Origin of the sequence: Sodalis sp. RH21 (genome assembly GCF_047324175.1) — a bacterium.
Taxonomy (GTDB): domain Bacteria; phylum Pseudomonadota; class Gammaproteobacteria; order Enterobacterales; family Enterobacteriaceae; genus Acerihabitans.
This window is the reverse complement of record NZ_CP178732.1, coordinates 1,690,853-1,715,675: the sequence shown is the minus strand read 5'-3', so window position 1 is coordinate 1,715,675 and position 24,823 is coordinate 1,690,853. Positions and strand designations below refer to the sequence as shown.

The following is a 24,823-nucleotide window of genomic DNA, read 5'->3' as shown; positions in this document are numbered from 1 at the left end:
ACTTCATTCTCCGGCGATTACTGACCAAGCAGTTGCAGATGTTCCGCGATCGGGCCAAGTGCCAGGGCGGGGATAAAGGTTAATGCGCCGACCAGCATCACGGTGCCGATCAACAGTGAAATAAACAGCACGCCGTGGGTAGGCAGCGTGCCGTTGCCCACCGGCTGAACCTTTTTCACCGCCAGGGAACCGGCGATGGCCAATACCGGCACGATCACCGCAAAACGGCCCAGCAGCATGGCGGCCCCCAGCAGCAGGTTCCAGAACGGCGTATTGGCGCTCAGCCCGGCGAACGCGCTGCCGTTGTTATTGGCGGCGGAAGAGACGGCATACAGCACTTCGCTAAAGCCGTGGGTGCCGGGATTGGCCATGCCGGCTCGGCCCGCGTCGGTCATCATCGCCAGCGCGGTGCCGAGCAGCACCAGGGACGGGGTGATTAAAATGGCCAACGCGGTCATTTTCATTTCCCAGACATCGATTTTTTTACCCAGGTATTCCGGCGTGCGGCCAATCATCAAGCCGGCGATAAACACCGCCAACAGTACAAACAGCAGCATGCCGTACAGGCCCGACCCGACCCCGCCGAACACCACTTCCCCCAGTTGCATCAGCCACATCGGGATCATGCCGCCCAGGGCGGTGAAGGAGTCGTGCATGGCATTCACCGCACCGCAGGACGCCGCCGTGGTAATGACCGCGTACAAACTGGAGTTCAGGATGCCGAAACGGGTCTCCTTGCCTTCCATGTTGATGGCGCTGTCGGCCCCGAGGCTCAGGAAATGCGGATTGCCGTTCAGCTCGGCCCACATCACCACCGCCGCCGCCGCGATAAACATCGCCGACATGGCCCACAGCAGCGCATGCCCCTGGCGGCGGTCGCGGTTGACATCGCCAAACGCGAAGCACAGCGCGGCCGGGATCAGGAAAATGGCGATCATCTGGATAAAGTTGGTAATGGCGTTGGGGTTTTCGAACGGGTGGGCGGAGTTGGCGTTAAAGAATCCGCCGCCGTTGGTGCCCAGCATTTTGATGGCTTCCTGCGAGGCGACCGGCCCCATGGGCAGCGTCTGCCTGGCCCCTTCCAGGGTGCTGAGCGAGAGATAGTCGCTGAAATTCTGCAACGTCCCCTGGCTGATGCTTATCAGCGCGATAATCAGCGCAAGCGGCAACAGCACATACAGCGTAATGCGCGTCATATCCCGCCACGCATTGCCCAGCGTGGCCACCGACCGATTGGCGAAGCCGCGGATCAAGGCGAAAGCCACGGCGATACCGGTGGCGGCGGACAGGAAGTTTTGCACGGCGAGTCCCGCCATCTGGTTAAAATAACTTATGGTGCTTTCGCCGGCGTAAGACTGCCAGTTGGTATTGGATACGAAGCTAATGGCGGTATTGAGCGCCAAATGCCAGGACAGGCCGGGCAGATGTTGCGGATTTAACGGCAAGCGGTCCTGAAACAATAACATCGCTAACAGCACGATAAGACCGAGCCCATTGAATAACAAAATGGCCAGCAAATAATTTTGCCAGTTCATGCCCGCTTTTTTGACGCCGCAAATACGCCACAGGACGCGCTCCATCCCGGCGAACCCGGGGGCCGGGCGGTCATTGATTAATCCGGCCAGACCGCGGCCCAGGGGCCGGGCAAGCAGCAACAACACCGCCATATAACCGGCGATTAATAAAAATGCGCTGGAAGCCATCAGAATTCCTCCGCCCTTATCAGGGCGTAAATCAAATAGCCCAGCAGTAAAAACACCAGCACGATGCCGGAAATAATAGCCATGCTCACGGGGCACCTCCATTGGGGAATCAAGTGAGCATGAGTGTAAATTTATGGTTGAAAAGTAAGTGTAAAATTAGCGGGGCGCGATATAAAAATAATATAAAAATCCATTTATTCCGCGCTGTGCGGCGAAGCGTTGTTTTAGCGCCGGGGGTGTGCCCTAACGGCTTGCGGGCGCCGGACATAACGCCGGCGCCCCGCGGGTCAGGATTTTTTACCGGGCAGGATATTGAGCAGTTGATGCGCCGTATCGGCTATCACCTGCCCGGCGCCGCGATCGCCTTTGGCCATCGACGACATAAACGCCTTGGCCTGCTGCCAGGTAATATGCGGCGGCAGCGGCGCCACCTCGGGGTCGGTTTTCACTTCCAGCACCACCGGCCGGTCGGCGGCCAGCGCATCCACCCAGGCCCCGCGCAGCGCCGCCGGGTCGTCCACATAAATGCCGGCGAGGCCCAGGGATTGCGCAAACTGCGCGTACCCGACATTGGGCACCGACTGCGTGGCCGGATAGCGGGGGTTGCCCTCCATGACCCGCTGCTCCCAGGTGACCTGGTTTAAATCCTCATTGTTGAATACGCAGATCACCAGGCGGGGATCGGCCCACTGCCGCCAATATTTCTGGATGGTGATAAGCTCGGCCATATTGTTCATTTGCATCGCCCCGTCCCCCACCAGCGCCACCACCGGACTATCCGGCCTGGCGAATTTCGCCGCGATGGCGTAGGGCACCGCCGCGCCCATGCAGGCCAGCCCGCCGGACAACGAGGCCCGCTGCCCCTGTTTGACCCGATAATCCCGGGCAAACCAGTTGGCGCAGGAACCGGAATCGGACGTGACGATGGCATTTTCGGGCAACAGCGGCGACATCTCCCAGACCACGCGCTGCGGGTTGACGGGGTTGGCCGCGGCCATGGCCCGCTCTTCCAGGGTTTGCCACCACCCCTTGACGCCCAGCGCTATCTCTTCCTGCCAGGCGCGATCCTCTTTATGGGCCAGCAGCGGCAGCAACGCGCGCAGCGTTTCGGCCGCGTCGCCGTGCAGGTTCACCTCCGCCGGATAACGCAGCCCCAGCATCGACGCGTCCAGATCGATCTGCACCGCCCGCGCCTGGCCGTCTTCGGGCAGGAATTCCGCCCAGGGGAAACCGGTGCCGATCATCAGCAGCGTATCGCACTGCCGCATCATATCCGATGACGGCTTGGTGCCGAGCAGCCCGATCGCGCCGGTGACGAACGGCGCGTCGTCCGGCAGCACATCCTTGCCGAGCAGCGCCTTGGCCACCCCCGCCCCCAGCAGGTTGGCGGCCTGCACGACTTCGACGGCGGCGCCGCGCGCGCCGGCGCCTATCAGGATGGCGACTTTTTTACCGGCGTTCAGCACGTCCGCCGCCCGCTGCAAATCCGCCGGATAAGGCACGACGCGGGGACGCTGGTAGCCCGGGCCGGAGCGGGTAAAACCGTGCGCCTGCTGCGGTTCCTGCCAGGGTTCGTCCTGCACGTCCTTGGGCAGAATCAGCACCGTAACGCCGCGTTGCGCCTGGGCGATGCGCAACCCGCGGTCGACGAGATGACGCAACTGGGCCGGCGAGGCCGCTTCCTGCACAAAATCGCTGACATCGGCAAAAATGCGATCGAGATTCAGTTCCTGCTGATAGTTGCTGCCCCGCGCGGTGACCTCGGCCTGGCCGGCGATCGCCAGCACCGGCGCATGATCCATTTTGGCATCATATAAACCGGTCAGCAGGTGGGTGGCGCCCGGTCCGCCGGTAGACAGGCAAACCCCGAGCTCGCCGGTGAATTTGGCGTGGGCGCAGGCCATGAACGCGGCCATTTCTTCATGGCGTACCTGGATAAATTCGATGCCGTTACCCTGTTTTTCCGCCCGCTGCAGCGCGCCGAGCACGCCGTTGATACCGTCGCCGGGATAGCCGTAAATCCGGGTCACGCCCCACGCCTGCAGGCGTTCAACAAAAAAATCGCTGGTTAACTTGGTCATTTTTATCCTTGATTTCGCTGAGGGTTAAGGTCCTATTTACCGCGTCTGGCGGCATCTTCACGGGCCATGCGCTCCCGGATGCCGCCGCCGATGGTCGCGGTCTGCGCCATCGGCTGGTAAATCGCCCCGGCGGTGGGGGCCAGCGGCCCGGCTTTGTTAACCTCGCGCTCGGCGATATCCGCCGACAGGCGCTCGGTCAGGTCCGGGAAAAGATGGTGGGAAATGTTCGAAGCATGGGCTTTCCACCCCACCGGCATTTCTTCAGCGGGGTCCAGGCAGGCGTTAACGATCGCCTCCACCACCAGCGCGGGATCGTCCATTTGCGCCATGCGCGGCGCATGGCCGGTATAGTTCGCCGCATGGGTCCACCAGGGCGTATCCACCGCCCACGGCATAATCGTGGCCACCTTGATATCCTTATGATGGCCCGCCAGGCGCAGCTCCTCGTTCAGCGTGCGGCCCAGGCTGAGCACGGCGGCCTTGGACGCCGCGTAGGAAGACTGGTAGGCCAGGGGCACCTCGCTGTCGATGGACCCGATATTCACCAGCGTGCCGGCCCCTTGGGCGGTAAAGCGGCGCAGCGCCTCGTGGGCGCCGAAAATCAGGCCCTTGAGGTTGACGTCGATCACCCGCGCATGATCCTCAATGGGAATGGTCCAGAAAAAACCGAGCGCGCCGACCCCGACGCCATTGATCCAGATATCGATGCGCCCGAAGCGTTCCACGGCGCGGTCCGCCAGGCGCGCCACATCGGCGGCGTTGCTGACATTCGCCGCCACCGCCAGGGCGCTGCCGCCGGCGGCCAGGATTTCAGCCGCCAATCTATCCAGCTCCTCCCCGCGCCGCGCCGCCAGCACCACGTTGGCGCCCTGCCCGGCCAGCTTAAGGGCGGCCCCCCGGCCCATGCCGCTGGACGCGCCGGTGATCACAATGGTGGCGCCGGCCACGCTTTCCCGTTGGTTTGGCATAATATTTATCCTGTGGTTTGGGAGACGGCCGCCATGGATACATAAGCGCCGCTCATGTGGTTATCCATTGAGTATGGAAGCCGGTTGCCGGGGCGTCAAAGCGGCGCCGGCTTGCCTTATCCCGGTGCAGGTCCCCACGGCGGTGCATCATGGCGGCCGGTTTGGTTATCCGGCCGTGGGGACTCAGCGGCGGTCCAGGAGCGGGAGATGCATTTTTGCGGCATTATAAGCAATTAATTTAAAAGGTTTTTTTTCGAATGCAGCCCGCAATGCATCGAAAGGGCATAACCTGGCAGGCATTTTGCTTGTATACAAGTGCAGGAGCGATAGCGGAAAACCGGTGTCGCCATACAATTTATAACAGGTCACTAGGGTTCCGGTTCGCTTGGCGAATGGCTGGTCCGAGAGTGACCGACCACCACTGACGGTTAACACCCTCTGGCGGTTACACGGCGGGATAAAAGCCCGGGAGGCCAAAGCGAGAAGCCATTCTTGCCGCTGACCTCCTGTGCCCATTCGCCGTAGTCAACGCCAGAGGTAGAAATGATGACCGTATTCAAACCGCTGCTCGCCGGGGCTTTGTGCCTCGCCATGCTGTTCAGCCAGGCCGTATCGGCCGCCGACAAACCCTCCTTTAAGATCTGCTGGTCCATTTACGCCGGTTGGATGCCCTGGGACTACGCCCAGCAAACCGGCATCGTAAAAAAATGGGCGGATAAATACGGTATCGATATCCAGTTCGTCCAGGTCAACGATTACATTGAATCCGTTAACCAATATACCGCCGGGGGCTTCGCCGGCTGCACCATGACCAATATGGATGCGCTGACCATTCCCGCCGCCGGCGGCGTCGATAGCACCGCGCTTATCGTCGGGGATTACTCCAACGGCAATGACGGCATCCTGCTCAAGGGCCAGGGGAATATCCGCTCGCTGCAAGGCCAGCCGGTCAACCTGGTGGAACTGTCCGTGTCCCATTACCTGCTGGCCCGGGCGCTGGCGAAAAACGGCATGAGCGAAAAAGATATCAAAGTGGTCAACACCGCCGACGCCGATCTGGTGGCGGCCTTCAGCACCCCCGAAGTCAAAGCCATCGTCACCTGGAACCCGCTGCTGGCGGCGGCCAAACAACAGCCCGACAGCCATGAAATCTTCTCTTCCGCCCAAATCCCCGGCGAAATCCTCGACCTGCTGGTGGTGAACAGCGACCAGCTCAAGGCGCATCCGGAACTGGGCAAAGCCCTGACCGGCGCCTGGTATGAAACCCTGGGCGCCATCAGCGGCGACGGCGCCGCCGCCATCGCGGCCAGGACCATGATGGGCCAGGCGTCGGGCACGGATCTGGCGGGCTTCGACCAGCAGTTGGCGGCCACCTTTTTGTTTAAGGACCCGCAGCAGGCGCTGGAATTCGTCCAGGGCAAAAACCTGCTCGCCACCATGCAATCGGTGGCGGAGTTCTCATTTAAGCACGGCCTGCTGGGCAACGGGGCGCCGGGCGCCGACGTGGTCGGCATCAGCGCGCCGGCCGGAGTATGGGGCAACGCCGCCAATACCAAGCTGCGCTTCACCGATACGTTCGTGAAGCTGGCCGCCGCCGGCCAGCTATAAACAGGAGCCTTCCGATGCGCAAGCTGATCAACTATCAACCACAGCGGCTCTCCCGGGGCCTGTTGGGGGTTCTGCCGCTGCTGCTACTGCTGCTGGTCTACCTGATCGCGTCGGATGCCCGCCTGACGGCCAATGCCGTCGATAAACTGCTGCCGGGCTTTAACAGCATGGGCGATGCGCTCTATCGCATGGCGCTGCAACCCGACCCGCGCACCGGCGAATATCTGCTGTGGTCCGATACCCTGGCCAGTCTGACCCGCCTGCTGTCGGGCATGGCCATCAGCGCGCTGGCGGGCCTGGTGTTCGGATTGTTCTGCGGCGCCCTGCCGCTGGTCAGGGCGGTGCTGTCGCCGCTGGTGATGCTGGCGGCGCTGATTCCCCCGCTGGCGATCCTGCCGATCCTGTTTATCTGCTTCGGCCTGGGGGAGTTATCCAAAGTCATGCTGATCGTTATCGGCGTCACGCCGTTTATCGCCCGGGATTTACAGCAGCGGGTGGCAAGCATTCCGCCCGAACAGCTGATCAAGGCGCAGACGCTGAGCGCCCACAGCGCGCAGATCCTCTGGCGGGTGATCCTGCCGCAGTTATTGCCCAGGCTGCTGGAGGCGGTGCGCTTATCGCTGGGCTCCGCCTGGCTGTTCCTGATCGCCGCCGAAGCGATCGCCTCCACCGAGGGGCTGGGCTACCGCATTTTCCTGATGCGCCGGTATCTGGCCATGGACGTCATTTTACCCTACGTGGCCTGGATCACGCTGCTGGCCTTCGCCCTGGACGCCGTGCTGCGTATCGTCAGCCGGCGCTGCTGGCCCTGGTATCACGTTAAATAAGGAGCTGCCCATGAGCCTGTTAAGCCTGCGCCGGCTGGAAAAACATTACGGCCGGCAGGTCGTGCTGGAGCGGATGAACGCCGAAGTGGAGGAAGGGGAATTTATCTCCATCGTCGGCGCTTCCGGCTGCGGCAAAACCACCTTCCTGAATATGATGCTGGGTATCGAACCGCCCAGCCGCGGCGAGCTGTTGCTCGATGGCCGCCCCATCCCGCAGGAGCCGGGGGAAGATCGCGGGGTGGTGTTTCAGCGTTACTCCGTGTTCCCCCATCTGAGCGCGCTGGAAAACGTCATGCTCGGCGGCGAGTTCAGCCAGGCCCGCTGGCTGGGGCGGACCTGGGGCGCCCGGCGCCGCGCCATTGCCGTCGAGGCGCGGGCCATGTTGCAACAGGTGGGGCTGGAACATGCCGCCGATAAATACCCGCACCAGCTTTCCGGCGGCATGCAGCAGCGCCTGGCCTTGGCGCAGGCGCTGACCAAAAAACCGCGCATCCTGCTGCTCGACGAGCCGTTCGGCGCGCTGGACCCCGGCATCCGCCGCGAAATGCACCAATTGATTACCGATCTGTGGCAACGGCACCGGCTGACGATTTTTATGATTACCCACGATTTGCGCGAGGGATTTTCCCTCGGCTCCCGGCTGTGGGTGTTCGACAAAGTACGCCACGACGCCCAGGCGCCGGACGCCTGGGGCGCCAGCATCACCTACGACATCCGGCTGGACCGCGCGCCGGCCGGACTGGAACAGCAGGTCGGCGCCAGCGTTTATCCGCCGCGGCACGTGGCCTGAACCGGCTTTAGCGATAAAGGAGACATCATGACAGAGAATATCATCACCGAATACCGCACGGTTTTACCGGCCGGCGCGCACTGGTCGCTGCGCGTGCGCCGCGGAGCAGCCCTGCGCCTGACGGATCTGCAGGGGGGCGCCAACGTGGGTATGCTGTTTTATAACCCGGAAAACCTGCTGGAGCGCTATAACGCGCCCGATACCCTTAAATGCCAGCATACGTTCCGCCTGACCGCCGGCCACTGCCTGTATTCGGATATGGGCCGCATTTTCTGCGGTATCGAACGGGATGATTTCGGCTGGCACGACACGGTATGCGGCGCCATGAACGCCGCATCCACCCTGGCGCGTTTTGGCGCGGCGGATTACCAGCAGGCGCGCAATGAGCGTCACCAAAACGGCTATGACAGTTTCCTGGTGGAGCTGGCCAAGTATGGGCTGGGCAAGCGGGATATGGCCGCCTGCCTGAATCTGTTTTCCCGGGTCGGCGCCGACGACGACGGCAACCTGCGGCTGGCGCCGGCGTCAATACCCGGCGCGGCGGTAACGCTGCGTTTTGCCATGGATACGCTGGTGATCCTGCATACCTGCCCCCACCCGCTCGGCGCGGCGCGGGATTATCCCCGCGCCCCGGTGGAGATCGCCCTGCCGGCCGGCAGCGCGCCGCTGCCCCCCGCCTGTCTGGCGCGCGAGGAGAACCAGCGCGGCATGGCCAATAATGCCCTCTATTATTTCGGCGCACCCGTTCGTACAGGAGTCCCATCATGATCGTCACCAGTTCCCTGCGTCAACAGGACGCGACCTACCGGCAGCGGATCAATGCCGGCGATTATTGGCTGTATCGCCTGGAGGCGGGCCGGACGCTGCGCATTACCGATTGCGAAGGCAATCAGGCGGCGGATACCCTGTTTTTTAACGCCGACGATACCGCCGAACGCTACAGCATGATGGATACGGTGCGCGGCCAGCATAATCTGTTCCTGAGCACCGGCAGCGTGCTGCGATCCAACGAGGACCGGCCGATGCTGGCCATCGTGGCCGATACCTGCGGACGCCACGATACCCTGGGCGGCGCATGCGCCACCGAAAGCAACACCGTGCGCTATTCGCTGGAAAAGCGCCATATGCATGCCTGCCGCGACAGCTGGATGCTGGCGGTGGCCGAACATCCCGAATACGGCCTGACCAAGCGCGACATTACCCACAATATTAATTTTTTCATGAATGTGCCGGTGACCGCCGACGGCGGACTGACGTTTGCCGACGGCATTTCGGCGCCGGGTAAATACGTGGAGCTGGAGGCGCTGATGAACGTGCTGGTGCTAATCTCCAATTGCCCGCAGCTCAACAACCCGTGCAACGGCTATAACCCCACCCCCATCGAGGTGAGCCTGTGGTAGGCGGGTCCGGCACCCGATCAAGGCGCGCCGCGGGACGTCCCGCCGGCAACCGCGCCATGGATAATCGCAGGACGACCTGCCGGACATTAAAAGAGAGTTAAGCATGTTCGATTGCATCCTGATTGCCAATCGCGGCGCCATTGCGGTGCGCATTATCCGCACGCTGCGCGCCATGGGTATCCGGGCGGTGGCGGTATATGCCGAAGCGGACCGGCATTCGCTGCACGTGCGGCTGGCGGACGAGGCCCATAGCCTGGGCGACGGCAGCGTGCGCGAGACATATCTCTGCCAGGATAAACTGCTGGCGATTGCCGCGCGCTGCGGGGCGCAGGCGGTGCATCCCGGTTATGGTTTTCTCAGCGAAAACGCGGAATTCGTTACCCGCTGCGGCCAGCAAAACCGGGTTTTCCTCGGCCCCACCGCGGAGCAAATGCGGATTTTCGGCCTGAAGCACCGGGCCAGGGAACTGGCCGAACGGCAGGAGATTCCGTTATTGCCGGGCAGCGGATTATTAGCGGATCTGCCCCAGGCCCTGGGCGCCGCGCAGCGCATCGGCTACCCGGTCATGCTTAAAAGCACCGCCGGCGGCGGCGGTATCGGCATGCAGCGCTGCGACGATGCCGCCGCCCTGCGCGACGCCTTTGAGCGGGTCCGGCGGCTGGCGGGCAATAATTTCGCCGACGACGGGGTATTTCTGGAAAAATTCGTGGCGGCGGCGCGCCATATCGAGGTGCAGATTTTTGGCGACGGCGCGGGGAACGTGATTGCCCTGGGCGAACGGGACTGTTCGGCGCAGCGCCGCAACCAAAAGGTGCTGGAGGAAACCCCGGCGCCCCATTTGCCGGAACGGGTGCGCCGGGCGCTGCGCGCCACCGCCATACGCCTGGGCCAGGCGGCCGATTACCGCAGCGCCGGCACCGTGGAATATGTCTACGATGTGGACAGCGAAGCCTTTTATTTCCTGGAGATGAATACCCGCCTGCAGGTGGAGCACGGCGTCACCGAAATGGTCTACGGCGTGGATCTGGTGCGCTGGATGGTGGAGCTGGGGGCTAACAGCCTGCCGCCGCTGGCCTCCCTGGCGGTGGGCGCGCCCAACGGCCACGCCATTCAGGTCAGGCTGTATGCCGAAGACCCGGCCAAGGAATTCCGCCCCTGCGCCGGACTGCTGAGCCAGGTCGATTTTCCCGCCGCGGCGGACGGCGCCGAACTGCGCATCGACCGCTGGGTGGAGAGCGGCAGCGACGTTTCGCCCCATTACGACCCCATGCTGGCTAAAGTAATAGTGCGGGGCGCGGATCGCGCCGCGGCCCTGCGGGCGCTGGCCGCCGTCCTGGCCGGCACGACGCTGTACGGCATCGAAACCAATCTCGGTTATTTGCGCCATCTGCTGGAATTGCCCGCGCTGCGCCGGGGCGAAGTGCTGACGTCCACCCTGGGCGCGGTGCGCTACCGGCCCGCCACCCTGGATGTTATCGCCCCCGGCACCCTGACCAGCATTCAGGACTTTCCCGGCCGCGCCGGCTACTGGCACGTGGGGGTGCCGCCGTCCGGCCCGTTCGACAGCCGTTCGTTCCGCCTGGGCAACCGCCTGCTGGGCAACGACGAGCGCGCCGCCGGGCTGGAAATCACCCTGCGCGGGCCGACGCTGCGCCTAAACCATGACTGCGCGCTGGCGATTACCGGCGCCCCCATCGATGCGACGCTGGACGGCCGGCCGCTGCCCATGTGGCAGGCGATCCGGGCGCGCGGCGGGCAGGTGCTGGCGCTGGGGGCTATCGGCGGCGACGGCTGCCGCAGCTATTTGCTGCTGGCCGGGGGCCTGCGCTGCCCCGGGTATCTCGGCAGCCGCAGCACCTTTACCCTGGGCCGTTTCGGCGGACACGCGGGCCGGGCGCTGCGCAGCGGCGATGTGCTGCATCTGGCGGCGCCCGGCGCGGGACGGGCGGCGGCAACCGGCAATGTCCTGCCCGCGCATCTGCGCCCCGATCTGGACGGCGTGCGCCAGCTCCGGGTGATTTACGGCCCCCACGGGGCGCCGGAATTTTTCACCGGAGCGGATATCGAGCGTTTTTTTGCCGCCACCTGGCGGGTGCACTATAACTCCAGCCGCACCGGTATCCGGCTGATCGGTCCCAAACCCCAGTGGGCGCGCAGCGACGGCGGCGAAGCGGGGATGCATCCATCCAATATCCACGATAACGCCTATGCGTTCGGCACGGTGGATTTTACCGGCGATATGCCGGTGATCCTCGGCCCGGACGGCCCCTCCCTGGGCGGTTTTGTCTGCCCGGCCACCGTTATCCATGCCGATCTATGGCGGCTGGGCCAGTTGAAGTCCGGCGACCGGGTGCGTTTCGTGCCGGTGTCGCTGGACCAGGCCGACCGCCTGGCCCGGGAGGCCGAAGCCGAAGCCGGCGCAGACCACCCATGGACGCCCCAGGCTCAGGCATTAAAAACGCCGCCGGCGCCTTGGCCGGCCGGCCTGGGCACGGGGGAGGCCGCATCGCCATCGCCCGCGCATACGGCCGCCGGCGCGGCCGATGCGCTCGCGCCCGGGGTGAATACCGCGGCCGCCGGCGAACCCGACGCGCCGATCCTCTGGCAACGCGCGGCGCGCGATGAGCTGCCGCCGGTCGCCTACCGCGCCGCCGGGGACCGTTTTATTCTGGTGGAATACGGCGAGCAGGTACTGGATATTACGCTGCGGTTTCGCGCCCACGCGCTGATGCAGTGGCTGGAGCAGCACGCCCTGCCCGGGGTGCAAGAGCTGACGCCGGGTATCCGCTCGCTGCAAATTCACTTCGATAGCCTGGCCTGCCCGCGCAATGACCTGATCGCGCACTTACAGCAGGGCGAACGGGAGCTCGGGGATTTACGCCACGTGGTGGTGCCGTCGCGTACCGTCTGGCTGCCCCTGAGCTGGGACGACGACGCCTGCCGCCTGGCCATCGAAAAATATACCCAGTCGGTTCGTCCCGGCGCGCCCTGGTGCCCGAGCAATATCGAATTTATCCGCCGTATCAATGGGCTGGATTCGGTGGAGCAGGTCAAGGATATCGTCTTCAGCGCCCGCTATCTGGTAATGGGGCTGGGGGATGTCTATCTCGGCGCCCCGGTGGCCACGCCGCTGGACCCGCGCCATCGCCTGGTGACCACCAAATACAACCCGGCCCGCACCTGGACCGCGGAGAACTCGGTAGGCATCGGCGGCGCTTATTTGTGCGTGTATGGCATGGAAGGTCCGGGGGGCTACCAGTTTGTCGGGCGCACGGTGCAAATGTGGAACCGCGATCGCCGGACCGCGGATTTCACCCGGCCCTGGCTGCTGCGCTTTTTCGATCAGATCCGCTTTTATCCGGTGAGCGCGCCGGAGCTGCAGGATTTGCGCCAGCGTTTTCCCTACGGCCAGAGCCCGCTGCGCATCGAGGAGGGCAGCTTCCGGCTGGCGGACTATCAGCAATTACTGCTGGATAAGCAGGCGGAGATCGCCGGGTTCCAGCGGCGGCGCCAGCGGGCCTTCGACGCCGAACTGGCCCGCTGGCGCGCCGACGGACAATTTACCTTCGACAGCGCGCTGCCGGACGAGCCGCTGCCGGCGACCGAGCTGCTGCCGGCGGGCTGCGTCGGGGTGGACAGCCAGGTGGCCGGCAATGTCTGGCAATGGCTGGTGCAACCGGGAGACCGGGTCAGCGCGGGGCAAACCCTGGGCATTCTGGAATCCATGAAAATGGAGATCCCGATATCCGCCCCGGTGGCCGGCTCTATCCGCAGCCTGTCCCGCCAGGCGGGACATCAGGTACAGGCGGGCCAGCTGCTGCTGGTCATTGAGGAGCACCCGGCGTAGCGCGGGGTTCCAGGCCTGCTCAATAATCAATGCGCGGCTTTGCCCCGGTGAAGCCGCCCTTTATGGATGCGATTTATGCAAACTATTACCACCGGTACCCTACAGGCATGGCGGGATTTTTATGGCGAGCGCGCCGCGCCGCGGCTGGTCAGGGAAACGCTGAGCGCGCTGGTCGCGCGGTTTGACGCGCGGGATACCGCCTGGCTTTATCTGCCCGCGGCGGATCGGCTCGCCGAGCAATTCGATGACCTGGACCGGCGTCTGGCCGCCCTGGACGGCGACCCGTCATCCCTGCCGCTGTACGGCATTCCTTTTGCCGTCAAAGATAATATCGATGTGGCCGGCTGGCCCACCAGCGCGGCCTGTCCGGGATTTATTTACCAGGCCGAACGGGACGCCCATGTGGTGGCCCGGCTGCGGGCCGCGGGGGCCATCGTGGTCGGCAAAACCAATCTCGATCAGTTCGCCACCGGTCTGGTGGGCACGCGATCGCCTTACGGCGCGGTGCCGAACAGTTTTAATCCGGCCTATGTCAGCGGCGGGTCCAGCTCCGGCTCCGCCTCGGTGGTGGCCCGCGGCCTGGTGCCTTTCGCCCTGGGCACGGATACCGCCGGCTCCGGGCGCGTGCCGGCCGGATTTAATAATATCGTCGGGCTCAAGCCCACCAAAGGATGGTTGTCCAATCGCGGCGTGGTGCCCGCCTGCCGGCTGAATGACTGCGTCTCGATTTTAGCGCTGACCGTCGCGGATGCGCGGGAAGTGGCGGCCATAACCGGCGGGTACGATGCCGGGGACGCCTACTCCCGGCATAATCCCCATACCGCGCCGGCGGCGCTGCCCGCCGCTCCGCGTTTCGCGCTGCCGGACCGCCTGGAATTTTTTGGCGACCGGGACAGCGAGCGGGCGTTTGCGCAGGCGGTGGCGGACTTGACCGCCTGCGGCGCCGTACTGGAAACCATCGATTTCACCCCGTTCAGCCAACTGGCCGAGCAGCTTTACGCCAGCGCCTGGGTGGCGGAGCGCACCGTGGCGGTGGGCGCTATGCTGGAACAAAGCGCCGACGCGATGGACCCGGTGGTGCGCGAAATCGTGGGCAACGGCAATCGCTTCAGCGCCGCCGACGCCTGGCGGGCCGAGTATCTGCGCGCGGAGCTGGCGCGGACCATCAACCGGGCCCTGGCGGGCTACGACGCACTGGTGGTGCCCACCTCCCCCACCATCCGCACCCTGGAGGAAATGAAACGCGAACCGGTGCGCTACAATTCGCAGTTCGGTTTTTATACCAATTTTACCAATCTGGCGGATTTATGCGCGCTGGCGCTGCCCGCGGGTATGCGCGCCGACGGGCTGCCCGCCGGCATTACGCTGGTGGCCCCGGCCTGGCACGACGACGCGCTGGCAAGCTTTGGCCAGCGCTGGCAACAGACTCTGAAACTGCCGCTGGGCGCCACCGGCCTGCCGCTGCCGGCGCCGTCCGCCGGGCCGGATACGCCGCCCGCCCCGGCCGGCCAGGTGCGGGTGGCGGTAGTGGGCGCCCATCTGACCGGCATGCCGCTTAATTTCCAGTTGACCGGGCGCCAGGGAGTGCTGGTGGAACGGGCCGCCACCGCTCCCCACTACCGCCTCTATGCCCTGGCGGACAGCCGCCCGCCCAAGCCGGGCCTGGTCAAGGCGGAATCCGGGGCCAGTATCGCGGTGGAACTGTGGGATATACCGTTGGCGCGCTTCGGCGAGTTTGTGGCCGAAATCCCGGCGCCGCTGGGCATCGGCACCCTGACATTAGCGGACGGGCGCAGCGTTAAAGGGTTTATTTGCGAACCGCTGGGGCTAAAAGGCGCCAGGGATATTACCGAGTTCGGCGGTTGGAAGGCCTATCTGGCCAGCCGGGAATAACCACGCCTTTGCCGGTCGAAAAGGCCGGCAAAGGCGCCAGATTTCTGGCAAACCTACTCGCAGCCAAAGCTCGGAGCCAAAAGGCGGGACAGGCTGCTGGAAGAGTAAACCGTCCGCGCCACGGACGGCGCGGATCGAGCTTGCAGGGATGTAATTTTGCGTGTTTGCGATCCGGCAGCTTGTCCCGACCGGACGCTTTGTCAATAAACTCACGCCTTCGCCGGCCTGCCGGGGAGTTATCCGCCGGCGGCCTTGGCCGCGGCCAGCGCCAGCATCTGGCGGATATTATTGCGGTGCACCGGTTCATACGGCGCGAAATAGGCTATCGCCCCGGTGGCGAAAGCCCCGGCGGCGAACTCCGTTAACGGCAGCGCGGCTAATTCCGGCCGCTCGACCAGCTCCAGCAGGCGTTCGGTATAACGCTGCGTGGCGGTAATCAGATTACGTCCGTATCCCCCCGCCGCGATTGTGTCATAACGGCCGTGGTTGGGCAAAATCCAGTCGAATTCCCAGGCCATAAACTGCGCCAGGCCGCGTAAATGATCGTCAAGCCTGGCGGGCTCGGCCACGTAGGTCAGGGTATCTTCCAGGGTATCGCCGGCCAGCACCAGCCGTAGCGCGGGGAGCGCCGCCAGCACGCCGTCGCGGCTGTGAATATCCAGCTGGCGCAGCTCCAGCTCAAGATTGCCCACCCGCAGCGCCAGCCGCCCCTCGAACGTGGTGGTGGGTAAAACCAGCGGCCGGATGGGCGGCGCGCCGTGTTCCAACTGTTCCCGGTGTTCAATCAGCAATTGCCGGGTCAGTTCGCAGGCGATGATTTCGCAGTCGGCGAAAACCTCGTTGCCCGCCACGTGATCGGTGTGCCAATGGCTGAGCACCACGCGGATCGAGGTAACCCCCGCGTCTTCCAGCGTGCGGCGAATCACCCGCGCGTGATCCAGCGTCATATGGGTGTCGTAGACCACGGCCTCGGCCCCGTCCACGATGGCATAGCTGGCGGTTCCCAGGGAGTAGGCGCCGTTATCCAGCCAGTTATCCCGCTCGGAATACAGCCGCTTGCCCGCGATGCGGCCGTCATAAAACGCGATAATGCCCGGCCAGGGACGGCAAATTTTCATGGTGGCGGCGAGCGAAGTCGGCATCGTTAAACTACCCCGTTGGTTAATGGGTCATCACAGCGGCGTGCGCGCCATGCTCAGCATGTGCATGGTGATATTGCGCACCACCAGTTTACTGGCCAGAATATGCTCCGTCAGCAGCCGCTGCGCCTGCGGCAGCTGCCGCGCCAGGATCGCCTGCAAAATGGCGTTATGCTCCTGGTAAGTGGCGGCGATGCGCACCGGCTGGGTAAAATCCAGCCGCCGGATAATGCGGATTTTTTCGGTCACTTCCCAATGCATGGTGGTCAGTTGCCGATTGCCGGTGGTTTCCACCAGCGCATTATGAAAGCGCTCATCCAGCGCGGACGCGTCGGCGCAGGCGGTAAGCTGCCGCTCCGGGGGGACCATCCAGGCGGCGCGCAGTTCGTCCAGCTGCGCCGGATAGGCGTCGGCCTGCGCCCGTTCGCACAGGCGTTGCACCGCCGCCAGTTCCAGTACGATACGGATATCGTACAGCTCCTCAAAATGGCGAAAATCAAACGGCCGCACCTGCCAGCCGCTGCGGAAATACACTTCAAGATAGCCTTCGCGCTCCAGGCGAAACAGCGCCTGGCGCACCGGCGTCCGGCTGACTTCCATGCGCCGGGCGATATCCCCTTCGCTGAAACGATCGCCGGGCATCAGGCGCAATTCGAAGATATCATCGCGCAGCTGCGCATAAATGCGTTCGGCGATGCCTTCGGGACGGTCCTTGATCGGCCGGTCTTGTGGATCAGATGTCAGTTGCATAGCCTTCCTCGGGAAATCCACCGTTATTTATTGATAGCCGTTCCACTGATAGTCGCCCTATTGATAATCGCCCCGGCCGCGCCGCCATCAGTTGAGCTTTCGCCCTCGGTCCAGGTGGCGTTCCAGAAACTGCGCGGGTCGCCGGTCAGGGTGCGCCAGGCGCCCAGGCGCGGCGGGCTTAAATCCCCGCTGCCCGCGCGCCGGATTAATTCATCTTTGGCCTGGGCGACCAGCGCCGGTTGCGCCAGCAGTCGGCAGCAGGCGATAGCCAGCGCCTCCGAGGCCATTAGCGCCCCGGCCCGCCCCGCCCGGTGCCCGGCCAGGGCGGTCCAGCCCCAATGATGGATCGGTACCTGCTGTGGAAACGCCCAGTTCACCCGGCCCAGGGGGATGCGCCAGCTGACTTCGCCGTCGTCCTGGCAGAAGTAATCCTGTCCCTGGTCATACAGGGCCAGGCCGCGGTCCAGCTGCATCGGCTGTCCCGGCGCGCAGGCCGCCGACAGGCTCTCCATCCAGGCCAGATCCCCGTCGTCCCACCGCGGCGGCCCTACCGTGCGCAGGCCGTCGAGCAGCACCTGGCCCAGCGCCGCGTTGGGCAGGTAGCCCCGGCAACTGGCGATGGGCAGATGGCGCCAGGCCAGGCCGGCGCGACCCGCCACCGAGCGGCACAGGTCGATAACCGCATCGTACACTTCTTGCGCCCGCGCCACATCCGCATGGCGCAGGGTAAAATAGAGCCTGACGTCGTCCGGCACCACGCCGGCCATATGCATATTGCCGCGTATGACATGCTTGAGCGGGGTATCGGGGTAACGCCGGCCCAGTTCGCGCAGGGCGATAATGGCATCTTCCGCGCCTTCCAGCGCATTGATTTTACCGTTGAATCCGCCGTGGCTGCTCTCGCCGAGGAAAACAAATTCCCCGGTGGCGGCGGACTGGCACGGCCGGGACATAGCGCCGTTCTGGTAATCCCCGTGGGAAGTGAGCAGCGCGTCGCAGCCGGCAAACGCACCGGTGCTAAACAGCGCTACCTTGCCCCAGAGAATCTCTTCCGCCGGGCAGCCGATCACCCGGATCTCCCCGCCCAGCCCCGCCCGCTGCGCCGCATCGGCGGCGGCGATGGCCGCGCCGGTATTGGTGGGGCCGATCTGGTTATGCCCGCAGGCATGGCCCGCCTCCTGGGGCAGCGGCGCACGCTGCGCACGCGAGGCGTTGGCCAGTCCCGGCAGGGCGTCGTACTCCGCCAGGATGCCGATGCACGGCCCCGGCCCCAGGTATTTGCGGGCGATAAAGGCGGTGGGAATGCCGTTAACCCCGCGCTCCACGCTAAATCCGCGATGCTCCAGCCACGCGCACAGCGCCGCCGCCGCGCCGTACTCCATGCACGGCAGCTCGGGCGAACGCCAGAGCAATCCGTAATGGTGCTCAATTTCCTCACGCACCGCCTGCCAGGCGTCGCGGACCAGGGATATCTGCACGTTAACCCTCCTCTTTAGCCCGCCGGCCGGCTTACGCCGACGCCTGTAGCGGCAACGCGCCGCGGCCGTACTCGCCGAAGGCGGCAATCATCTCGGCGGCGCTGCGCCGGGCGCCGTGCTGCAAATATTCCATCGCGGTCAGCGCGGCCTGGTGGGCCGCCAGGTCCGACCCGCCGACGCAGTCTTCCACCACCCGGCAGTGGTAATCGCTCTGGTGGCCGTCGGCGAAGGTGTAATGAATACACACATTGGTCAGCCCGCCCACCAGGATCAGGGTTTCCGCCTTTAATCCGCGCAGCAATATCGGCAAATCGGTACCGATAAACCCGGAGTAACGACGCTTTTGGATCACGTAATCGTCGGGGCGCAGCCCCACCACGTCGGCGGCGATTTCGGTGCTTTCCCAGCCGTCCACCAAATGCTCGTCCTCATCCCCGTCCAGCTCGCGGCCGAAATCCACGCCGGAAGGACGATGGACTTCCTGTAAAAAAATAATCGGCACCCCATTGGCGCGCGCCGCGTCAATCACGCCGCGCGAGCGCAGCATGTTGGGGATCATGCCCGGCATGGAGTCGATGCCGCAGGTATCGTCTTCGCTCATGCCGCCTTTTTGTATATCGACCACAATCAACACGGGCTGGCCGACGATAATCGGGTTATTTTTACGTTTTGCCGTCATGGTATTCCCTTTAAAGTTAATGTTTGCCGCCCAGCAGCCTGGGCAAATTGTCCAGCCAGGCGATGGCGATAAACCCCATCAGCCCGACCAGCATAAACAGCACCGCCCCGACGCACATGGTGGGGGTAAAACCGGTCCGCAGGCTGGAAAACACCTTGACCGGCAAGGTTTCAACCGTAAATCCGGCCACCATATAGGCAATCAGGTATTCATTCATGCTCAGGATGGCGACGAAAATCAGGCTGGATGCGATATACGGCGTAATCAGCGGCAACACGATGCCGCTGACGATATGGCGCTGGCGCGCCCCCAGGGTTCTGGCGGCTTCCACCAGGCTGGGATCGATTTGCTTAAACCCCAGGCTGAGCAGCACCAGCGGCAGGGCCAGAAAGGTCATGCCGTGGCTGATAATGGTGTTTTCAATCTGCCCCACATGGCGCAGGAACCCCCACAGCAGCATAAACAGAATGGCGATAATCACCGGCGGCAGCATAAAAGGCATGGTGCCGGCGCCGCTTAATAACCGCGCCAGGCGCGAACGCCGCTGCCAGGCGATAAACGCCAGCGGCAACGCGATGCTGGTGGCCAGGATCGAGGCCAGGGCGGCGATGGCCAGCGAACGCTCAAAGGCCGCCACCCAGCCGGGATCGGTAAAAAAGTCCTGGTACCAGCGCAGGCTCCAGGCGTCCGGCGGAAACACCATCCTGGACGTGGAATTAAAACTGATGGCCACCACCACGCACAGCGGCATGGCGATAAACAGGGCCAGCAGCGACAGCAGCAGGCGCTGGGACATAACGGCCAATAGACGATTCATACCGCTTCCCCTTTCGCGCTGAACTTCACCACGCCGCCGATCAGCAGCAGCGTTACCGCCAGCAGCAGCACCGAGATCGCCGCCGCCATCGGCATATTATGGCCGCTCATGGCGGTTTCACTGATGACCACGCCGATGGTCCAGTTGCCGGGGCCGCCCAATACCAGCGGGGCGACGTACGACCCCAGGGTAAATACCAGGCTCATGATATAAGCCGCCCCGAGCGGCTTGCCGATCAGCGGCAGCAGCACGCTGCAAAACGCGCGCAGCGGCCGGGCGCCCAGGGTACGGGCCGCCTCCAGATAGCTGTGATCGAAGCGGGACATGGCGGGATAGAGCGTCAAAATATTAAACGGGATCACCATATAGGTAATGCAGGCCACCATGCCGCCGAAGCTGGGCAGCAGCGAAACGGGCTTATCCAGCAGCCCCGCCAGCACCGCCAGATTGGAGATGCCGGCCTTTTTCGACAGCAGGATTTGCCAGGCGAACGTGATCAGCACCTCCGACAGGGCGAAAGTGGTCAGCAAGGCGATCAGCCAGATTACCTGGCCGCGCCGCGACATACCCGCAATCGACCAGGCGGTGGGCAACGCCACCAGCAAACTGATGCTGGCCACGATAAAAGCCAGCATGACCGAAAACCCGATGGCGTCCACCACCACCGGCTGCAGCAACTGTCCATAGGCATGCAAGGTAAAACCGCTGCCCTCGATGGCGTTGGGGTCCAGTTGGGAAACGCTGGCGCGCAGCAGTAGCACAAACGGTATGGCGATAAATACCAGTATCATCGCCAGCGGCCACAGCAGGCCCCAGCCGGGGCGGTGGCGGCGCGCCGCGGGCGGCGCCGGGGCGCGGGAGTGAGTCACGGTCGACATAAGTTACCTTCGGCTAATGGGACAGCAATTGCGCGGCGTCGGCGGGGAAACTGACGCCGATACGGGTGTGCGCCGCCAGCGGGCGCCATTGGGCGGCGGTGGTGCTGGCCAAAATATCCGTGTGCTGGCAGCGCAGCCGGATATCGATGCTGCTGCCCAGATCGCGCACCTGCACAATGTCTCCCTGCAACAGGCCGGTGCCCGGCGCGCCGAGCAGCACATCCTCCGGACGGATACATAAGGTGGCGGTGGCGCCCACCGCCACGTCCGCCGGCATGCGCGCCACCGCCAGGGTGGCGTCGCCCAGGCGCACTGCGCCGCCGCCCAGGGCTTCCACCTCGATCAGGTTGCTCTGGCCGATAAAATTAGCGACGAACCGGTTGGCCGGCTGGTGGTATATTTCGCCGGGGGTGCCGATTTGCTGCACCCGGCCATTGGCCATCACCACGATGCGATCGGCGATGGTCATGGCTTCGCGCTGGTCATGGGTGACAAAAATAGTGGTGATTTTCAGCTTCTGCTGCAACCGGCGGATTTCCAGCTGCATATGGTCGCGCAGCCGGGCATCCAGGGCCGACAGCGGTTCATCCATTAAAAACACCGCCGGCTGCTGCGCCAGGGCGCGGGCGATGGCCACCCGCTGCCGCTGGCCGCCGGACAATTGATCGATACGCCGCTGGCCGACCCCGGCCAGATCGATCAAGGATAATAATTCGGCCACCCGCGCCTGGCGTTCGCTGGCCACGATGCCCTTGATTTTCAGGCTATAGCCGATATTTTCCGCCACGCTAAGATGGGGGAACAGCGCCAGCGCCTGGAATACCATGCCGAAATTGCGTTCATGCACCGGCCGGTGGGTGATATCCTGCCCTTCCAGCACGATGCTGCCCGAATCGGGCTGCTCCAGCCCGGCAATGATGCGCATCAGCGTGGTTTTGCCGCATCCCGACGGCCCGAGGAAACACACCAGTTCACCCCGGGGCACATGTAGGGAAATATGGTCCACCGCCGGCTGCGCACCGTACATCTTGGTGATCTCCACCACCGCTAACCCGTTCATCGTAAGCTCCTCAGACGGTAAGCATTTTCAGGAACTGCTGCGCCAGATAATCGGCATACTTCACCTTGACGGCGGCGTCGACCAAAATGGGCGTGGATTCCGACGACACGGCGGCGAATTCGGCGTCCGTCAGGTTGAGTTTGGCGCGCGGGAGCAGCGGCGCGGCCCCGACGCCACGGGCAATCAGCTGATGGCATTCCGGAGTGCAGCTCCAGTTAAGGAACTCCTGCGCTTCGTCGGCGGATTGGCCGGCCTTGGGCAAACACCAGGAGTTATACCCCTGCACCGCCCCTTCCTGCGGGAACGTGGACAGTACCGGCGTGCCCTCGCCTTTCATGATCATTGACACATCGTGGTAATACAGCCCGCCCTTCACTTCGTCATTTTGCAAGGCGGTTTGCATGGTGCCTTCATCGGTCCACCAGATTTTGGCATTGGGTTTCAACTCGGCGATTTTGGCGATCACCCGATCGATGCCCTCTTTGGTTTGCAGCGTTTTGCTGCCTTCAAAGAAGGTGGCGGCGGTGATTTCCAGCAACACCGTCGAAGCCCCGCCCTGTAATCCCCAGGCCTGGGGATTTTTCTCCCACAGCGTCCGCCAGCTGGTGGGGGCGGTCGTCACCTCTTCCGTGTTGGTCACGAACGTCAGGTACCAGCCCATGGCCGCGACATTATCCACATCCGCGCCCGCGTCCTGGCGATAGGCCGGCATCAGGTTGCCCAGATTCGGCACTTTACCGGCGGCAACGGTTTTCCATAGCCCCTGGCTGCGCCCGCGCAGCAGGTCGCTTTGCTGAACGCAGCAAATATCCATCGGCACCGACCCGGCCTTGTTGGACTGGCTCAGTTGCATCAGGAATTGCTCGCTGGCGGATTGCGGCGACGACACAATCTTGATGCCGGTAGCCTGGGTAAAGGCCGGATAAACATGTTCCTTAAAGGCCTTTTCAAAAAATCCGCCGAAGTTGGATATGCGCACGCTGCGCTCTTTGGCAAAGGCGGGAGCCATCGACAGGCCCGCGGCGCCGGCCAGCGTGGCGATACCCATGCCTTTTAACAGGCCCCGGCGGGAGATCCCCTGGCCGCTTGCATTTTTTTTCATCATGTCTTCAACCCGACCTCATAGCTGTGTGATTAATAAACGCCCTTTTAAACTTTCCCGCCCCGCCAACGGAGGAATGCGAAGATCGATTAAACTTGTATACCATCTTATATATAAGCTGGTATGCAAGAGCTATGCCAAGGGAATAATCACTATTTTATCAGCAAGTTATAAAATAGATGCGGAGGGATGCACCGGCACAATGCACCCGCTGCGCTAGCGGGACGCCATATTTTGGTGCAATACCGGACGGGCAAACAGCGGCGATATCAGTGAAAGAGTGCGCGGCGATCGGGGGTTTTTCGAATTGACGCGTTTTCTGGATAGCGCGCCGTTTACCGGCGCGCAGCGATCGTGCCGCTTGCCGCGGGTTAACCCCGCCGGCAAGCGGTTTACCCGGCGGTCAGTCCCCCTTTTCCGCCGCCAGTTTCGCCATATGTTTCTTTTCGCTGATCATGGTGATGACCAGCAGCAGCACCGCCAGGATGCTGCCGCCGATCATCACCATAAACCCGGCGTCCCAGCCAAAGAAATCCACCGTATAACCCACAATGGCGCTGGCGGCGACGGACCCGCCGAGATAACCGAACAGGCCGGTAAAGCCGGCTGCGGTGCCGGCGGCTTTTTTCGGCGCCAGTTCCAGGGCGTGCAGGCCGATCAGCATCACCGGACCATAAATCAGGAAACCGATGGTGATCATGCAAGCCATATCGATACCGGGATTACCTACCGGGTTTAGCCAATAAATAATAGTAACGATGGTCACCAGCACCATAAAAAACACCCCGGTGGCGCCGCGATTGCCTTTGAATACCTTATCCGACATCCAGCCGCACAGCAGCGTCCCGGGAATCCCCGCGTACTCGTACAGGAAGTAGGTCCAGGAGGATTTATCCAGCGTAAAGTGTTTCACTTCCTTGAGATAGGTCGGCGACCAGTCGAGAATGCCGTAGCGCAGCAGGTAGACAAACACGTTGGCCACGGCGATATACCACAGTAGCTTGTTCGGCAAAATATATTGCATAAAAATCTGCTTGGCGGTCAGTTCGACTTCGGCCTTGTCGCTGTAATCCACCGGATAGTCGTTTTTATACTCCTCAATGGGCGGCAGGCCGCAGGACTGCGGGGTATCGCGCATCAATCCGAAGGCGATAAAGGCCACCAGAATAGCGGCGAACGCCGGCATATACAGCGCGGCGTGCCAGTCGTTAAACCAGGCCATGCCCAGCAGGAACAGCAGGGGCGGCAAGCCGCCGCCGACGTTATGGGCGCAGTTCCAGATAGAAACGATGCCGCCGCGTTCTTTTTGCGACCACCAATGCACCATGGTCCGTCCGCACGGCGGCCATCCCATGCCCTGGAACCAGCCGCACAGGAACAGCAGGACAAACATGACCGCGATACTTGAGGTGGCCCAGGGCACAAACCCCATAAATAACATTACCGCCGCCGACAGGATCAACCCCGCGGGCAAAAAGACGCGCGGATTGGAACGGTCGGAAACCGAGCCCATGATAAATTTGGAAAAACCGTAGGCGACGGAAATACCCGATAACGCAAAGCCCAGATCCCCGCGGCTAAAGCCCTGTTCAATCAGATATGGCATGGCCAGGGTAAAATTTTTCCGCACCAGGTAAAACGCCGCATAACCGAAGAATATCCCCATAAAGATTTGCCAGCGCAGCCGGCGATACACCGGGTCGGTCTGATCGATAGGGACGCGGGGCTGATGTGCCGCTGGTTTGAAAATGCTCAACATGGGCGCCTCCAATGGCTCTGTTAGTGATGATTCGCGCATAATGA

The 24,823-nt window shown here is 63.2% G+C and carries 20 protein-coding genes and 1 riboswitch; of the genes, 7 read left to right on the top strand and 13 right to left on the bottom strand.

Annotated features, from left to right (window positions below; genetic code table 11):
* Positions 1-17 precede the first annotated feature (17 nt).
* From kdpA to ACL2XP_RS07805, 4 genes are all read right to left on the bottom strand, one after another.
* Positions 18-1,703 (bottom strand): potassium-transporting ATPase subunit KdpA, encoded by a 1,686-nt coding sequence (gene kdpA, locus ACL2XP_RS07820; protein WP_413738117.1) that lies wholly within the window; start codon positions 1,701-1,703, stop codon positions 18-20.
* On the bottom strand, positions 1,703-1,786 hold the full coding sequence (gene kdpF, locus ACL2XP_RS07815) for a K(+)-transporting ATPase subunit F (protein ID WP_413739112.1): 84 nt from the start codon (positions 1,784-1,786) through the stop codon (positions 1,703-1,705). The genes kdpA and kdpF overlap by 1 nt, the downstream gene beginning before the upstream one ends.
* Positions 1,787-1,990: 204 nt before the next feature.
* Positions 1,991-3,784 carry a thiamine pyrophosphate-requiring protein gene (locus ACL2XP_RS07810; protein ID WP_413738115.1) on the bottom strand — a complete coding sequence of 598 codons (1,794 nt, stop codon included), beginning with the start codon at positions 3,782-3,784 and terminating at the stop codon, positions 1,991-1,993.
* Between the two features lie 32 nt (positions 3,785-3,816).
* Entirely contained in the window at positions 3,817-4,752 is a 936-nt protein-coding gene (locus tag ACL2XP_RS07805; RefSeq protein ID WP_413738114.1) for an SDR family NAD(P)-dependent oxidoreductase, read from the bottom strand.
* A gap of 357 nt (positions 4,753-5,109) precedes the next feature.
* Positions 5,110-5,226: riboswitch (guanidine-I (ykkC/yxkD leader) on the top strand.
* Between the two features lie 69 nt (positions 5,227-5,295).
* Here ACL2XP_RS07805 and ACL2XP_RS07800 point away from each other — a divergent pair.
* The 7 genes from ACL2XP_RS07800 (at position 5,296) to atzF (ending at position 15,117) form a co-directional block, all read left to right on the top strand.
* Positions 5,296-6,360, top strand: coding sequence for a putative urea ABC transporter substrate-binding protein (locus tag ACL2XP_RS07800; RefSeq protein WP_413738113.1), 1,065 nt, complete (start codon positions 5,296-5,298; stop codon positions 6,358-6,360).
* A 14-nt stretch (positions 6,361-6,374) separates the two neighbouring features.
* On the top strand, positions 6,375-7,187 hold the full coding sequence (locus ACL2XP_RS07795) for an ABC transporter permease (RefSeq protein ID WP_413738112.1): 813 nt from the start codon (positions 6,375-6,377) through the stop codon (positions 7,185-7,187).
* A gap of 10 nt (positions 7,188-7,197) precedes the next feature.
* Positions 7,198-7,977 carry an ABC transporter ATP-binding protein gene (locus tag ACL2XP_RS07790; protein WP_413738111.1) on the top strand — a complete coding sequence of 260 codons (780 nt, stop codon included), beginning with the start codon at positions 7,198-7,200 and terminating at the stop codon, positions 7,975-7,977.
* 27 nt (positions 7,978-8,004) lie between these two features.
* Entirely contained in the window at positions 8,005-8,745 is a 741-nt protein-coding gene (locus tag ACL2XP_RS07785) for an urea amidolyase associated protein UAAP1 (RefSeq protein WP_413738110.1), read from the top strand.
* Complete coding sequence (locus ACL2XP_RS07780; protein ID WP_413738109.1) at positions 8,742-9,377, top strand: urea amidolyase associated protein UAAP2; 636 nt, start codon at positions 8,742-8,744, stop codon at positions 9,375-9,377. The genes ACL2XP_RS07785 and ACL2XP_RS07780 overlap by 4 nt, the downstream gene beginning before the upstream one ends.
* Before the next feature lie 103 nt (positions 9,378-9,480).
* Positions 9,481-13,224, top strand: coding sequence for a 5-oxoprolinase/urea amidolyase family protein (locus tag ACL2XP_RS07775; protein WP_413738108.1), 3,744 nt, complete (start codon positions 9,481-9,483; stop codon positions 13,222-13,224).
* A 75-nt stretch (positions 13,225-13,299) separates the two neighbouring features.
* A complete protein-coding gene (atzF, locus tag ACL2XP_RS07770) occupies positions 13,300-15,117 on the top strand; it encodes an allophanate hydrolase (protein WP_413738107.1) in 1,818 nt (605 codons plus the stop codon).
* Positions 15,118-15,353: 236 nt separating this feature from the next.
* Here the strand turns inward: atzF and ACL2XP_RS07765 are convergent, their stop codons facing one another.
* The 9 genes from ACL2XP_RS07765 to glpT form a co-directional block, all read right to left on the bottom strand.
* Positions 15,354-16,259, bottom strand: coding sequence for an MBL fold metallo-hydrolase (locus ACL2XP_RS07765; RefSeq protein WP_413738106.1), 906 nt, complete (start codon positions 16,257-16,259; stop codon positions 15,354-15,356).
* Positions 16,260-16,289: 30 nt separating this feature from the next.
* Positions 16,290-17,006: a GntR family transcriptional regulator gene (locus ACL2XP_RS07760; protein WP_413738105.1), complete on the bottom strand. Its 717-nt coding sequence runs from the start codon at positions 17,004-17,006 to the stop codon at positions 16,290-16,292.
* Between the two features lie 23 nt (positions 17,007-17,029).
* Complete coding sequence (locus ACL2XP_RS07755) at positions 17,030-18,484, bottom strand: hypothetical protein (protein WP_413738104.1); 1,455 nt, start codon at positions 18,482-18,484, stop codon at positions 17,030-17,032.
* Positions 18,485-18,515: 31 nt separating this feature from the next.
* Positions 18,516-19,163 (bottom strand): cysteine hydrolase family protein, encoded by a 648-nt coding sequence (locus tag ACL2XP_RS07750; RefSeq protein ID WP_413738103.1) that lies wholly within the window; start codon positions 19,161-19,163, stop codon positions 18,516-18,518.
* A gap of 16 nt (positions 19,164-19,179) precedes the next feature.
* Positions 19,180-19,980 carry an ABC transporter permease gene (locus tag ACL2XP_RS07745; RefSeq protein ID WP_413738102.1) on the bottom strand — a complete coding sequence of 267 codons (801 nt, stop codon included), beginning with the start codon at positions 19,978-19,980 and terminating at the stop codon, positions 19,180-19,182.
* Positions 19,977-20,858 (bottom strand): ABC transporter permease, encoded by an 882-nt coding sequence (locus ACL2XP_RS07740; protein ID WP_413738101.1) that lies wholly within the window; start codon positions 20,856-20,858, stop codon positions 19,977-19,979. Before ACL2XP_RS07740 ends, ACL2XP_RS07745 begins: the two co-directional genes overlap by 4 nt.
* 13 nt (positions 20,859-20,871) lie before the next feature.
* Positions 20,872-21,918 carry an ABC transporter ATP-binding protein gene (locus ACL2XP_RS07735; protein WP_413738100.1) on the bottom strand — a complete coding sequence of 349 codons (1,047 nt, stop codon included), beginning with the start codon at positions 21,916-21,918 and terminating at the stop codon, positions 20,872-20,874.
* Positions 21,919-21,928: 10 nt separating this feature from the next.
* Complete coding sequence (locus ACL2XP_RS07730) at positions 21,929-23,023, bottom strand: ABC transporter substrate-binding protein (RefSeq protein ID WP_413738099.1); 1,095 nt, start codon at positions 23,021-23,023, stop codon at positions 21,929-21,931.
* A 400-nt stretch (positions 23,024-23,423) separates the two neighbouring features.
* Positions 23,424-24,779: a glycerol-3-phosphate transporter gene (gene glpT / locus ACL2XP_RS07725; RefSeq protein WP_413738098.1), complete on the bottom strand. Its 1,356-nt coding sequence runs from the start codon at positions 24,777-24,779 to the stop codon at positions 23,424-23,426.
* Between the last annotated feature and the right edge of the window lie 44 nt (positions 24,780-24,823).